Origin of the sequence: Micromonospora sp. WMMC415 (assembly GCF_009707425.1) — a bacterium.
GTDB lineage: Bacteria > Actinomycetota > Actinomycetes > Mycobacteriales > Micromonosporaceae > Micromonospora.
This window is the reverse complement of sequence record NZ_CP046104.1, coordinates 2,708,196-2,721,284: the sequence shown is the minus strand read 5'-3', so window position 1 is coordinate 2,721,284 and position 13,089 is coordinate 2,708,196. Positions and strand designations below refer to the sequence as shown.

The window sequence follows — 13,089 nt, the reverse complement described above, 5'->3', positions numbered from 1 at the left end:
CTACCCCCCGGCGCCCTGCTGGCTGGTGACCGACGGCTGCCCGCTGGCCGGCTGCGGCACGCCGATGGTCTTGCCGTCCGGCAGCCGGATGTACGCCGGCTCGCCGGCCTCGACGAGGCCGAGCCTGCGCGCGGCGGCGGTCAGGTTGCCCGGCGCCTCGTGCTCGGCGATCTGCCGGTTCAGCTGCTGCTGCTCCAGGTCCAGCTTGGCCTGCTGCTGCTGGAGCTTCTCCAGCCGGAACGCGTTCTCGTTGATCTTCGTGTTGACCAGCAGGATGCCGAGCACCCCGCCGACCACCAGCGTCACGATCAGCGCCGCGAACGGCGCGCGCGGCACCGACACCGGCGCCGGCGGCGCCACCCGCAGCCGGGGCGGGCGCGGCGCGGTCGCGCCGTCCCGCTCGGCCGGGCGCAGCGCCGCGGTGCCCTGGGTCGGGAACTCGCGCGCCCCCCGGGCGCGAGCCTCCCCCAGCCGGCCCGTCCGGTCCGCCTGCGGCGTGCCCGTGCCGACGCGCGTGGCCCGCTCCGCCGCGATCCGGCCCCCCGACCGCGGTGTGCGCTGCCCGCCGCCGGTCACGTCCCGGCGGTCGCGCTTGTCAATCGTCATGTCCCTCCCCCTCTTCGTCCGTCCCTGTCCCGTCCCCCGGAGCCGGCCGTCGCGCGGCCGACCCCGTGCCCGGTTGGTGCATCGCCCGGACCCGCCGGCGGTACCGTTCGCGGTCGGTACGCCGGTGCTGCTCCGCGGTCGGGTCGAGCCGCTCCGCGGCCCGCAACCGCACCGAGGCGGCGCGCGGGTTCGCCGCGACCTCCACCTCGCTCGGCAGTTCCGCGCCCCGGCTGAGCAGCCGGAACGTCGGACCGGTCCCGGGCAGCTCGACCGGCAGGTCGACCGGGCCCTTGCTGCGGACCCGGTCGGCGAGCGCCAGCTTGGTGAGCCGGTCCTCCAGCGAGTGGTAGGACAGGACAACCATGCGGCCGCCCACCGTGAGCCGGTCGAGCGCTGCCGGCAGCGCCGCTTCCAGCGCCACCAGCTCTCGGTTTACCTCTATCCGTAAAGCCTGAAACGTTCTCTTTGCCGGGTGTCCCCCGGTTCGCCGGGCTGGCGCCGGAATGCTGTCCCGGACCAGCTCGGCCAGGCGCGCCGACGAGGTGATCCGGGCGCGCTCCCGCTCCCGGACGATCGCCGACGCGATCCGCGTCGCGAACTTCTCCTCGCCGTAGACCCGCAGCACCCGGGCCAGTTCCGGGTGCGCGTAGGTGTTGACCACCTCCTCGGCGGTCACACCCCGGGTCTGGTCCATCCGCATGTCCAGCGGCGCGTCCTGCGCGTACGCGAACCCGCGGTCGGGCGCGTCGAGCTGCAACGAGGAGACGCCCAGGTCGAACAGGACCCCGTCGACCGCCGGGTACCCGAGCCGGCCCAGCACCTCGGGCAGCTCGTCGTACACGGCGTGCTCCAGGTGGATCCGGTCGGCGAACCGGGCCAGCCGTGCCCGCGCGTGGGCGAGGGCCTCGGTGTCCCGGTCGAGCCCGACCAGCACCGTGCGCGGGTGCGCCTCCAGCACCGCCTCGGCGTGCCCGCCCAACCCCAGCGTGGCGTCGACGTGGACCGTGCGCTCCCCCCGGTCCAGCGCGGGAGCGAGCAGCTCGAGACACCGCTCGAGCAGCACCGGCACGTGCGTGCCGCGTAGCTCCCCCATGTCGACCCCCACTGCTTGAAACCGTCAGTCGTCTCGCGCCCGTCGCCGGACGACGCCGTGCCGTCGTACCGCCAGATCCCCATCCGCTCCCGCCCGCCTTCCGGCCACGGCCCCCCGATCGGATCGTGCGCCTGGCACCGGGGAAGGGATGCCAGGAACTCGAAAGCGGCTGGAGATCTCGCAGTACGTCGGGCGTCGCCACGCCCTACAGGCCGCCGGGCAGCACCCCCTCCTCGATGTCGGCGAAGCCGTCCTCGCTCTCCGAGAGGTACGTCTCCCAGGCCGCCCGGTCCCAGATCTCCACCCGCGTGTGCGCGCCGATCACGACCAGGTCACGGTCGAGTGCGGCGTACTCCCGGAGGTGGGCCGGGATGGTCACCCGCCCCTGCTTGTCGGGGACCTCGTCGTGCGCGCTCGCGAAGAAGACCCGGCTGTAGGCCCGGGCCGCCTTGTGCGTCATCGGCTGCGCGCGTAACTGATCCGCGATCCGCTGGAACTCCGGCGTCGGGAAGACGTAGAGGCAGCGCTCCTGCCCTTTGGTGATCACGACACCCCCCGCCAGCTCGTCCCGGAACTTCGCCGGAAGGATCAACCGGCCCTTGTCGTCCAGGCGCGGGGTGTGGGTGCCGAGGAACATCGGCCCAACCCCCTCGCCCATCTAGCGGCGTTCGCGGCGCCGCTGACCCCCCGGGCCGGTGGGCCCTCCCGGCCTCACCATCGCGCCCCACTCTACTCCACTTCCCTCCACCCGCAACCGGAATCGCCCGCGCGGCGCGCGTGTCGCCCGGCCAAAACCGCACGTCAACGAGGGTGGAGCGGAGTGGAGGGCGGAGCGACCCGCCGGGCGCCGTCCGCTTTCCGACATAGATCGATTCCATCCGGCCGATCCGCGCCCGACGAGGCGCCGGAGTGTCACCGGCCGAACGGTTCGCCCTCGGCGGCGATCTGGGGGGCCCGCCGGTGGAGTAACCTCGCTCGCGTGACGGACGCGAAGATGCCCCTGCGGGCGAAGGTGGCCAGCTCCGTGTCGCGGACAGCCGCGGCGCTGTCGCGGGCCGCGGGCCGCGGCGACGGCTCGGTCATCGGCGGCTGGATCGGCCTCAAGATCGATCCGGACCTGCTCGCCCACCTCGCCGCCGGCCGCGCCATCGCGCTGATCTCCGGCACCAACGGCAAGACCACCACCACGCGCCTCACCACGGCCGCCGTCGGCGTGCTCGGCAAGGTCGCCACCAACTCCTTCGGCGCGAACATGCCCACCGGGCACACCTCGGCGCTGGCCAAGGCCGGCAGCACGCCGTACGCGGTGCTCGAGGTCGACGAGCACTACCTCGCCCAGGTGCTGGAGTCCACCGAGCCGCACGTGGTGGCACTGCTCAACCTCTCCCGCGACCAGCTCGACCGCGCCAAGGAGGTCGCCATGATGGCGCAGCTCTGGCGCGCGGCCCTGGTCAAGCACTCCGACGTCCGCGTCATCGCCAACGCCGACGACCCGATGGTCGTGTGGGCGGCCACCCCGCCGCCCAACCACGACCACCGGATCAGCCCGCCGCAGGTCACCTGGTTCAGCGCCGGCCAGCGCTGGCACGACGACTCGTGGGTCTGCCCGGAATGCGGCTCCACCATCGCCCGCGAGGGCGACCAGTGGTGGTGCACCGGCTGCCCGCTGCGCCGTCCCGAGCCGCACTGGACGGTGGAGGACGACGGCGTCGTCGACCCCACCGGCGCCTGGCACAAGGTCAAGCTCCAGCTCCCCGGCAAGGTCAACCTCGGCAACGCCGCCACCGCCCTCGCGGTCGCCGCCGAGTTCGGCGTACGCCCCGTCGACGCGGTGCTCAAGCTCAGCACGGTCACCTCGGTCGCCGGCCGGTACGCGCAGGTCGAGCGGGACGGCCGGCTGATCCGGCTGCTGCTGGCGAAGAACCCGGCCAGCTGGCTGGAGGCGTTCGACATGGCCGACGAGGCACCCACGCTGCTCTCCATCAACGCCCGCGACCCCGACGGGCTGGACACCTCCTGGCTCTTCGACGTCGACTTCAGCCCGCTGCGCGGCCGGCAGGTGCTCATCACCGGCGACCGGGCGTACGACCTGGCGGTCCGGCTCGACGTCAACGGCGTGCCGTTCCAGCACGTACGCACCTTCGCCGAGGCGGTCCGGACGGCCCCGCCGGGCCGGCTGGAGGTCATCGCGAACTACACCGCCTTCCAGGACATCCGAGCGGAGTTGGACCGTGTCCTCTGACAGCCTGCGAATCGTCTGGGTCTACCCCGACCTGCTCTCCACCTACGGGGACCGCGGCAACGCGCTGATCCTGGCCAGCCGTGCCCAGCGGCGCGGCTACCCGGTGGAGGTGTTGGAGGTCCGCTCCGACGAGCGACTGCCCGCGACCGCCGACATCTACCTGATCGGCGGCGGCGAGGACGGCCCGCAGGCGCTCGGCGCGCAGCGGCTGATCGCCGACGGCGGCCTGCACCGGGCCGTCGCGCAGGGGTCGGTGGTGTTCGGCGTCTGCGCCGGCTACCAGCTGCTCGGCTCCTCCTTCTTCGCCAAGGGCACCAAGTGCGCGGGGCTGGAGCTGCTCGACCTGTCCTCCGACCGGGGGCCCACCCGGGCCGTGGGCGAGCTGGCCGGCGACATCGACCCCCGGCTGGGGCTGCCGCCGCTCACCGGCTTCGAGAACCACGGCGGCCGTACCCACCTCGGCCCGGAGGCGGCACCCCTCGCCCGGGTCACCGCCGGCGTCGGCAACGACGGCGCCACCGAGGGCGCCTGGCGCGGCAAGCTGCTCGGCACGTACTCGCACGGGCCGGCCCTGGCCCGCAACCCCGCCCTGGCCGACCTGCTGCTGCGCTGGGCCATCGGCGTCAACCAGCTGCCCCCGCTGGACGACACCTGGTCCGACCGCCTCCGCGCCGAGCGCCGCGCCGCGGTGGCCGCCGCCGCCCGACCGTGACCGGCGAAGGCCGCCGCCCGACGACGATGACCCGCGGCGGCCGCCGCTCCGCCATGACCCGTGCCATTCGGCGGCTGATCGGAGATCCGGCAGCCGCCCGGTTCGCGGTGCTGCTGCTCGTGCTGGGAATCCTCGCGCCGGTCGCGCTGCTGGCACCCCGGCCGGACCTGGCGGACCTGCCGGGGCACGCCGACCGACTCGGCGCGTACGCCCCGGTGGCGGCCGTCGTCGGCGGCGCGCTGCTGCTCGTGGCGCTGGTCCCCCGCACCTTCATCACGCTGGCGTCCGGAGCGCTGTTCGGCGCCCTTGAAGGGGCCGCGTACGCGCTCGGCGCGGCGCTGCTGGCGGCGGCCATCGGGTTCACCGTGGGCCGGGTGCTCGGGCGGGAGTTCGTCGCCGAGCGGGTCCGTGGCCGACTGGCCCGCCTGGACGGCTGGTTCGCCCGGCAGAGCGTGCTCGGCGTGATCACCGTCCGGCTGCTGCCGATCGCCGGCTTCGGCCTGGTCAGCTACGGCTACGGCACCACCGGTGCCCGGGTCCTGCCGTTCCTGGCCGGCAGCCTGCTCGCGTCAGCGCCGACCGCCTTCGGGTACGCCGCCGTCGGCGCGGCGGTCACCTCGCCCGGCGAGGTCAACTGGTTCGCCGCCGCCCCCGCCGGCCTCGGCGTGATCGCCAGCGCGGTTCTCATCCACCGCTGGTGGCGCGCCGAACGCCTCCGCCGCCTCGGGCCCACCTGACATCACCCCCGGGCCGCCAAGATCCGCACAACTTCGGGCAAATAGCGGCCTCCGCTCGCCTTGGAGGCCGCTATTTCCCCGAAGTTGTCACCTCGTCCCGGCGGGGCGGGTGGCCCGGGGGGTCAGGACGAGGGGGTGACCAGGCCGGCGTCGTAGGCGGCGATCACCAGGTGCACGCGGTCCCTCGCACCGAGCTTCGTGAACAGCCGCGCCACGTGCGACTTCGCGGTGGCCGCGCTGATCACCAGCTCGGCGGCGATCTCGGCGTTGGACAGCCCTCGGCCCACGAGCGTGAGGACCTCGCGTTCCCGATCAGTGACGCCGTCCAGGCCACGGCGGGCGGCGGCCGGGGCGGGCCGGCGGGCGAACTCGGCGATCAGCCGGCGGGTCACGGCGGGCGCGATCAGCGCGTCACCGGCGGCGACCACGCGGACCGCGGCGAGGATCTCGTCCACCGCCACGTCCTTGACCAGGAATCCGCTCGCCCCGGCGCGCAGCGCGGCGTGCACGTGCTCGTCGTCGTCGAAGGTGGTGAGCACCAGCACCCGTGCGGGCCCGCCCTGTGCGGTGATCGCGCGGGTGGCGGCGATGCCGTCCGTGCCGGGCATCCGCAGGTCCATCAGCACCACCTCCGGGGCCGCGTCGCGGGCCAGCCGGACGGCGTCGGTGCCGTTGCCGGCCTCGCCGACCACGACCAGGTCGGGTGTGTCGGCGATCAGCACCCGCAGGCCGGCGCGGACCAGTGGCTGGTCGTCGACCAGCAGCACTCGTATGCTCACCGCTCCCCCGTCCCGGGCCGCGATCCCACCGGCTCGCCGGCCGTCGGTGGCACCGGCAGCCACGCGGCCACCCGGAAGCCGCCCTCCGGTCGCGGGCCGGCGCGGAACCGCCCGCCGGCCATGGCGACCCGCTCCCGCATGCCGACAAGCCCGTGCCCCGCACCGCCGACCGCGCCGCCCCGGCCGTCGTCGACGACCTCCACCGCAAGCTCGTCCGGGCCGTGGGTGACGGTGACCCGGCACCGATCGGTGCCCGCGTGTCGTACCACGTTGGTGAGCGCCTCCTGGACGATCCGGAACGCGGCGAGGTCGAGGTCGGCCGGGACGGGCCGCCGCTCGCCGCGCTGCCGTGCCTCGACCCGGACCCCGGCGTCGGCGGCGGCCGTCACCAGGCGGTCGAGATCGGCCAGCCCGGGCGTCGGGTCCAGCGGGGCCGACTCCGCCTCCGGGCGGCGCAGCGCCCGGAGCGTACGCCGGAGGCCGGCCAGCGTCTCCCGGCTGGTCTCCTCGATGGTGGTGAGGGCGGCCCGCGCCTGCGCCGGCTGGCTGTCGATCACCCGCGCCCCCATGCCGGCCTGGATAGCGATCACCCCGATGCTGTGCGCGACCTGGTCGTGCAGTTCGCGCGCGATGCGCAGCCGCTCGGCGGTGACCGCCTCGGCGGCCTCGTGTTCGCGTAGCACCTCGGTGTGCCGGCGGCGGGTCCGGATCGAGTCGCCGACCGTCCACACGGTCACCACCGCCAGCGCGGAGAGGGTGGCCCGGCTCAACGGGTCCACGGGCGGGTTCACGAAGCCGGCCGCGACCTGCACTGCGAGCACGACGACCGCGGCCGGCGCCGAGACGCGCCGGGAGCGGTGCGCCGCGACCAGCCCGACCACCAGGTCGATGCCCAGGAACTGGGCGTACCAGATGTCGCGCAGGTAGCCGTTCTCCGGGACGTTGACGGTCACGGTGACCAGGCACGCCGCGACCAGCATCAGCCCCAGGGCGAGCAGCGGGCGGCGGCGCAGCAGGCCGGCGGGCAGGGCCAGGACCAGCAGCGGCAGCAGGTAGCGCTCGGGGATCCACCAGTCGCCGAGCCCGAAGCCGGCCCGGCTGGACGCCGCGGCCGGGGCGAGCAGCACGGCGCCGGGGAGCAACGCGACGCCGACCCAGGGCAGCACCGTGCGCGCCCGCGAGGAGGTCCGGCGGGGCGGCGGCAGGGTGGCGTCCATGCGGACACGGTAGCCAGCCGGCCCGGGACCGGGCATCGGCCAACGGACGTACGCCCCGGGGCGGGTACGGGGCCGCCGGATGTGGCCGCCGGCGCGACGCCGGCGCGGCCTCGGCCCGGCAGCGTGGGTCAAATGATCGAACTCCACGCCCTGACCAAACGGTACGGCCCGGCCACGGCCGTCGACGACCTGACCCTCACGGTGCGGCCCGGCCACGTCACCGGGTTCCTCGGCCCGAACGGGGCCGGCAAGTCCACCACGCTGCGGATGATCCTCGGTCTCACCCGGCCGACCAGCGGCACCGCCACTGTGGCCGGCGTCCGGTTCGCCGACCGGCCGCGCGGGCTGCGGCACGCCGGCGCCCTGCTGGACGCGGGTGACGTGCACGGCGGGCGGTCCGCCGTCGCCCACCTGACCGCGCTGGCCCGCGGCAACGGCATCGGTCGCGCCCGAGTCGACGAGGGGCTGCGGGAGGTCGGGCTGGTCGACGTCGCGCGACGCCGGATCGCCGGGTTCTCCCTGGGTATGCGGCAACGGCTCGGCATCGCCGCCGCACTGCTCGGCGACCCGCCGGTGCTGCTCTTCGACGAGCCGTTCAACGGCCTCGACCCGGAGGGGGTCCGCTGGGTGCGTGACCTGTTCCGGCGGCTGGCCCGCGAGGGGCGCACGGTGTTCGTCTCCAGCCATCTGATGAGCGAGATGGAGAACTGCGCGGACCGGCTGGTGGTGATCGGCCGGGGCCGGTTGATCGCCGAGCAGAGCCTCGCCGAGTTCGCCGCCCGCGGCACCCCGATCAGCGTGGCCGTCCGTACGCCCGAGGCGGCGGCGCTGGCCGCGGTGCTGGCGGACGAGGGCGGCGCCGTGCGCCCGGACGACGCCGGGACGCTGGTAGTGACCGGTCTGACCGCCGAGCGGATCGGCGACCTGGCGCTCGCCCACCGCATCCCGCTGCACGAGCTGACCACCCGGACCGCCTCCCTTGAGGAGGCGTTCATGGAACTCACCGCCGCCAGCGTCGAGTACACCGGAGGGACGACCCGATGACCACCCTGACGCCGCTGCCCACCCGTGCACCGGTGACCGACGCGCCGGCCCGGTTCCGCGACCTGCTCGCCGCCGAGTGGATCAAGCTGTGGTCGCTCCGCTCGACCCGGTGGACGCTGCCGCTGGTGTTCCTCTTCGTCGTCGGGGTGAGCGTGCACGCCAGCCTCGCCGACTACCGGAACTGGCCGAGGTACCCGGACGGGACGCGGGAGATGTTCCACCTGTACGGGCCGGCGCGGGACGCCTTCCCCGAGGCCGGTTACCTGCTGCTGATGCTCGCCGCCGCCAGCGTCGGCGCACTGACCGTCGTCGGCGAGTACCAGAGCGGGCTGATCCGGGCCACGTTCGCCGCCGTTCCCGCCCGCCGGTCGGTGGTGGCCGCGAAGGCGGCCGTGCTGACCGCGGTGATGCTCGTGCTGGGCCTGGTCACCGCGGCGACCTCGTTCTGGGTGTCCCAGGCGATCTTGTCCGGGCGGGACGCCGGCTGGTCGATCGGCGATCCGGGGGTGGCACGGGCGGTCCTGGGAAGTGCCCTGCTGGTACCGGTCTGCGCGCTGATCGGGATGGGGCTGGGCGCAGTGATCCGGCACGCCGCCGGGGCCGTCGTGGCGGCCACCGCGGTGCTCGTGCTGCTGCCACTGGTGGTGGACAGCGACAAGCACCGGTGGATCGCCGAACTCCGGCACGTGCTGCCCGTCCCGGCCTGGCAACGGCTGCTCGAGGTGCACCCGGACGTCCTGAACCCGGACCGGTTCCCGGCCACCGTCACCGGCTCCTGGCTCGCGTTCGCCGGCTGGTCACTGGCCGCGACGCTGGTCGCCGCGGCCGTCGTCCACCGTCGGGACCCGTAGCCGCCACCGGCAGGGCCGTCGCTGGCCGGGCAGGCGCTGCCCGGCCGGCGACGGCGCCGGGCAGGGCCTCGTGCGGAAGACGCAGCGGCCCTGCCCGGCGGCGGGTCACGCCACGACCGAGACCATCCGCCCGGGGACCACGATGACCTTGCGCGGCTCCCTGCCGCCCAGGGACGCGGCGACCGCCGCCAGGGCCGCGGCCCGCACCGACTCCTCGTCGGCGTCGGCGGGGACCTCGACCCGGCCGCGCACCTTCCCGTTGACCTGCACCGGGTACGTCACCGTCTCGGCCACCAGCAGGGCCGGGTCGGCGACCGGGAAGTCCGCGTACGTCAGCGACGTGTCGTGGCCCAGCCGGCGCCACAGCTCCTCGGCGACGTGCGGGGCGAACGGCGCCAGCATCAGCACCAGCGGCTCGGCCACCTCGCGCGGGGTCTCCGACAGCCGGGTCAGCCCGTTGGTCAGCTCGATCAGCTTGGCGATCGCGGTGTTGAACCGGATGCCCTCCATGTCGCCGCGGACCCCGTCGATCACCTTGTGCAGCAGCCGGCGGGTGGCCTCGTCGGCCGGGGCGTCGGTGACCCGCAGCGCGCCGGTCTGCTCGTCGACGACCGCCCGCCACACCCGCTGCAGGAACCGGAACGAGCCGACCACCGCCCGGGTCTCCCACGGGCGGGACACCTCCAGCGGGCCCATCGACATCTCGTACACCCGGAAGGTGTCCGCGCCGTACGCCGCGCACATCTCGTCCGGCGTCACCACGTTCTTCAGGGACTTGCCCATCTTGCCGTACTCGCGGTCGACCTGGACGTCGCCCAGGTAGAAGCCGCCGTCACGCTCGACGACCTCCTCCGCCGGCACGTACGCGCCCCGGGCGTCGGTGTACGCGTACGCCTGGATGTAGCCCTGGTTGAACAGCTTGCGGAACGGCTCGAAGCTCGACACGTGGCCCAGGTCGTACAGCACCTTGTGCCAGAAGCGGGCGTACAGCAGGTGCAGCACGGCGTGCTCGGCGCCGCCGACGTACAGGTCGGTACCGCCGCAGTCGCCCTCGCCGCGCGGACCCATCCAGTAGCGCTCGTTGTCCGGGTCGACGAACCGGTCGGGGTTGGTCGGGTCCAGGTAGCGCAGCTCGTACCAGCAGGAGCCGGCCCACTGCGGCATCACGTTGGTCTCGCGGGTGTAGCGCTTCGGCCCGTCACCCAGGTCCAGCTCGACCTCGACCCAGTCGCGCCGCCGCGACAGCGGCGTCTCCGGATTCGACTGGGCGTCCTCCGGGTCGAAGGTACGCGGCGAGAAGTCCTCCACCTCGGGCAGCTCGACCGGCAGCATCTCCTCCGGCAGCGCGATGGCGGCGCCGGTCTCGTCGTACACGATCGGGAACGGCTCACCCCAGTAGCGCTGGCGGCTGAACAGCCAGTCCCGCAGCCGGTAGGTCACCGCGCCCTGGCCGTGGCCGTTCGCCTCCAGCCACGCGATGATCCGCGCCTTGGCGTCGACGACCCCCAGGCCGTTCAGGTCCAGGCCGCGGTCGGGCGCGGCGCTGTTGATCGCCGGCCCGTCCCCGGTGTACGCCTTGCCGTCGAAGCCCTCCGCGGGCTGCACGGTGCGGACGATCGGCAGGTCGAACACCTCGGCGAAGGCCCAGTCCCGCTCGTCCTGCGCGGGCACCGCCATGATGGCGCCGGTGCCGTAGCCGGCCAGCACGTAGTCGGCGATGAAGATCGGGATCCGCGCGTCGTTGACCGGGTTCGTGGCGTACGCGCCGATGAAGACGCCGGTCTTCTCCTTGGTCTCGGCCTGCCGCTCGACGTCGGTCTTGGCCGCGGCCGCCTTGCGGTAGGCCTCCACCGCCGCCCGAGGGCTGGCGTGCCCGCCGGTCCAGGCGTCCTTCGTCCCCTCCGGCCACGCCGCCGGTACCAGCGCGTCGACCAGGTCGTGCTCCGGCGCCAGCACCATGTACGTCGCGCCGAAGACGGTGTCCGGTCGGGTGGTGAAGACGCGGATCGGCTCGGCGGTGGTCGGGAAGTCGATGTGCGCGCCGGTGGAGCGGCCGATCCAGTTGCGCTGCATCATCTTGATCGGCTCGGGCCAGTCCAGCGTGTCCAGGTCGTCCAGCAGCCGGTCGCCGTACGCGGTGATCCGCATCATCCACTGCTTCAGGTTGCGCTTGAAGACCGGGAAGTTGCCCCGCTCGGAGCGGCCGTCGGCGGTGACCTCCTCGTTGGCCAGCACGGTGCCCAGCCCGGGGCACCAGTTGACCGGGGCCTCCGAGACGTACGCCAGCCGGTGGTCGTCGACGATCCCGCGGCGCTCGGCCCCGGTCAGCTCGGCCCACGGGCGGCCGTCCGGCGTGCGCCGGGTCCCGCCGGAGAACTCCGCGATCAGCTCGGCGATCGGGCGGGCCCGCTCCGCCTCGGCGTCGTACCAGGAGTTGTAGATCTGCAGGAAGATCCACTGGGTCCAGCGGTAGAAGTCGGTGTCGATGGTGGCCACCGAGCGGCGCTCGTCGTGGGCCAGGCCCAGCCGGCGCAGCTGGGCCTTGTACCGGGCGATGTTCGCCTCGGTGGTGGTGCGCGGGTGGGTGCCGGTCTGCACCGCGTACTGCTCGGCGGGCAGACCGAACGCGTCGAAGCCCATGGCGTGCAGCACGTTGCGGCCGGCCATCCGCTGGTAGCGCGCGAAGCAGTCGGTGCCGATGTAGCCCAGCGGGTGGCCGACGTGCAGGCCGGCGCCCGACGGGTACGGGAACATGTCCAGGACGTACAGCTTCTCCGCCCCCGCCCGCGGATGGCCCGGGTCGGCCAGCGGGCCGGTCGGGTTGGGGGCGTGGAAGGTGCCCTCCCGCTCCCAGATGTCCTGCCAGCGGTGCTCGATCTCGTCGGCCAGGGCCGCGGTGTACCGGAACGGGGGGATGTCGCTGGCCGGTGCGGCTGCCTCAGTCATGGCTCTCCTCGCTTCGTTCGGCGCGGGTCGTCTCGTGCGGTCTCGGTCGGTGCTCGCCGCCCGCCTGACGGAACCGGGCCGACGACGGGCACGAAAAAGCCCCTCGCGCAGGAGGGGCCGCCGTGCTGTCGCGCGTTCAGCGCATCAGCACGGCCCGGTAAGAAGCAGGAAGACTCCGGCCATGTTCCGCAGTGTACCCCCGACGGTGACCCGGAGCGTGCCCGAGGCCACCGGGCGGGCCGGGACGGCGTCAACCGCCGCCCTCCGGCCGTTCCCCACCGGGTACCCGCCCCGCGAGTTCGTCGTACCGGGTGCTGTCGGCCAGCGGGCTGCGCGCCCGGTACGCGGCGCGGGCCAGTGCGTACCCGCCGACCGGCGCGGAGACGAGCTGCAACCCGACGGCGACCAGCACCACCACGGCCGTCCGGACGCCCGGCATCAGCAGCAGCACCGCCAGCAGGACGCAGATCAGACCCAGGCTGCCGGCCTTGGCGACGGCGTTCATCCGGTTGTAGACGTCCGGCAGCCGGATCAGCCCGAGGGCGCTGACCGCGATCAGCCCGGTGCCCACGACGAGCAGCGCCGACGCGACCACGGTGCGGATCACGGCCGCCGCCGGTGCACCAGCCGCGCCAGCGCGACCGTGGCCAGGAAGCTGACCAGGGTGCCGGTGAGGACCACATCCAGCAGGTCCGGCGACTCCAGCCGGACGGCCAGCACGGCCACCGCCGCCAGGAACACGAAGAACCCGTAGTCGAGCGCCGCCGCCCGGTCGGCGTCGGTCGGGCCGACGACCACCCGCCCGACGACCACGATCATCGACAGGGCGAGCACGACGAGCACCGCGTCGAGCAGGAACATC

At 74.2% G+C, this 13,089-nt stretch carries 13 protein-coding genes; 5 read left to right on the top strand and 8 right to left on the bottom strand.

Annotation, left to right across the window (positions count from 1 at the left end; genetic code table 11):
• The 3 genes from GKC29_RS13150 to mraZ form a co-directional block, all read right to left on the bottom strand.
• Nucleotides 1-606 (bottom strand): hypothetical protein, encoded by a 606-nt coding sequence (locus GKC29_RS13150; RefSeq protein WP_155331106.1) that lies wholly within the window; start codon nucleotides 604-606, stop codon nucleotides 1-3.
• Complete coding sequence (rsmH, locus tag GKC29_RS13145; RefSeq protein WP_155331105.1) at nucleotides 596-1,699, bottom strand: 16S rRNA (cytosine(1402)-N(4))-methyltransferase RsmH; 1,104 nt, start codon at nucleotides 1,697-1,699, stop codon at nucleotides 596-598. The genes GKC29_RS13150 and rsmH overlap by 11 nt, the downstream gene beginning before the upstream one ends.
• A gap of 205 nt (nucleotides 1,700-1,904) precedes the next feature.
• Nucleotides 1,905-2,336: a division/cell wall cluster transcriptional repressor MraZ gene (mraZ, locus tag GKC29_RS13140; protein ID WP_155331104.1), complete on the bottom strand. Its 432-nt coding sequence runs from the start codon at nucleotides 2,334-2,336 to the stop codon at nucleotides 1,905-1,907.
• A 357-nt stretch (nucleotides 2,337-2,693) separates the two neighbouring features.
• Here mraZ and GKC29_RS13135 point away from each other — a divergent pair, with 357 nt between their 5' ends.
• The 3 genes from GKC29_RS13135 to GKC29_RS13125 are packed head-to-tail and all read left to right on the top strand — an operon-like array spanning nucleotide 2,694 to nucleotide 5,390.
• Nucleotides 2,694-3,941 (top strand): MurT ligase domain-containing protein, encoded by a 1,248-nt coding sequence (locus GKC29_RS13135; RefSeq protein WP_155334115.1) that lies wholly within the window; start codon nucleotides 2,694-2,696, stop codon nucleotides 3,939-3,941.
• Entirely contained in the window at nucleotides 3,931-4,653 is a 723-nt protein-coding gene (locus GKC29_RS13130) for a type 1 glutamine amidotransferase (RefSeq protein ID WP_155331103.1), read from the top strand. Before GKC29_RS13135 ends, GKC29_RS13130 begins: the two co-directional genes overlap by 11 nt.
• A gap of 26 nt (nucleotides 4,654-4,679) precedes the next feature.
• Entirely contained in the window at nucleotides 4,680-5,390 is a 711-nt protein-coding gene (locus GKC29_RS13125; protein WP_155334114.1) for a TVP38/TMEM64 family protein, read from the top strand.
• A gap of 122 nt (nucleotides 5,391-5,512) precedes the next feature.
• Here the strand turns inward: GKC29_RS13125 and GKC29_RS13120 are convergent, their stop codons facing one another.
• Both GKC29_RS13120 and GKC29_RS13115 read right to left on the bottom strand, forming a co-directional pair.
• Nucleotides 5,513-6,169, bottom strand: a complete 657-nt coding sequence (locus GKC29_RS13120; protein WP_155331102.1) for a response regulator transcription factor — start codon at nucleotides 6,167-6,169, stop codon at nucleotides 5,513-5,515.
• Nucleotides 6,166-7,386: a sensor histidine kinase gene (locus tag GKC29_RS13115; protein ID WP_155331101.1), complete on the bottom strand. Its 1,221-nt coding sequence runs from the start codon at nucleotides 7,384-7,386 to the stop codon at nucleotides 6,166-6,168. The genes GKC29_RS13120 and GKC29_RS13115 overlap by 4 nt, the downstream gene beginning before the upstream one ends.
• Before the next feature lie 132 nt (nucleotides 7,387-7,518).
• On the opposite strand from GKC29_RS13115, the gene GKC29_RS13110 reads away from it, so the two are divergent.
• Nucleotides 7,519-8,430, top strand: coding sequence for an ABC transporter ATP-binding protein (locus GKC29_RS13110; RefSeq protein WP_155331100.1), 912 nt, complete (start codon nucleotides 7,519-7,521; stop codon nucleotides 8,428-8,430).
• Nucleotides 8,427-9,281: an ABC transporter permease subunit gene (locus GKC29_RS13105; RefSeq protein WP_155331099.1), complete on the top strand. Its 855-nt coding sequence runs from the start codon at nucleotides 8,427-8,429 to the stop codon at nucleotides 9,279-9,281. Before GKC29_RS13110 ends, GKC29_RS13105 begins: the two co-directional genes overlap by 4 nt.
• 105 nt (nucleotides 9,282-9,386) lie before the next feature.
• Here the strand turns inward: GKC29_RS13105 and leuS are convergent, their stop codons facing one another.
• The 3 genes from leuS to GKC29_RS13090 all read right to left on the bottom strand — a co-directional run bounded on the left by leuS (nucleotide 9,387) and on the right by GKC29_RS13090 (nucleotide 13,088).
• Nucleotides 9,387-12,227: a leucine--tRNA ligase gene (gene leuS, locus GKC29_RS13100; RefSeq protein ID WP_155331098.1), complete on the bottom strand. Its 2,841-nt coding sequence runs from the start codon at nucleotides 12,225-12,227 to the stop codon at nucleotides 9,387-9,389.
• 250 nt (nucleotides 12,228-12,477) lie between these two features.
• Nucleotides 12,478-12,834, bottom strand: a complete 357-nt coding sequence (gene mnhG / locus GKC29_RS13095; RefSeq protein WP_155331097.1) for a monovalent cation/H(+) antiporter subunit G — start codon at nucleotides 12,832-12,834, stop codon at nucleotides 12,478-12,480.
• The gene (locus GKC29_RS13090; RefSeq protein ID WP_155331096.1) at nucleotides 12,831-13,088 is read right to left on the bottom strand and encodes a monovalent cation/H+ antiporter complex subunit F; all 258 of its coding nucleotides are present in this window, start codon (nucleotides 13,086-13,088) and stop codon (nucleotides 12,831-12,833) included. Before GKC29_RS13090 ends, mnhG begins: the two co-directional genes overlap by 4 nt.
• Between the last annotated feature and the right edge of the window lies 1 nt (nucleotide 13,089).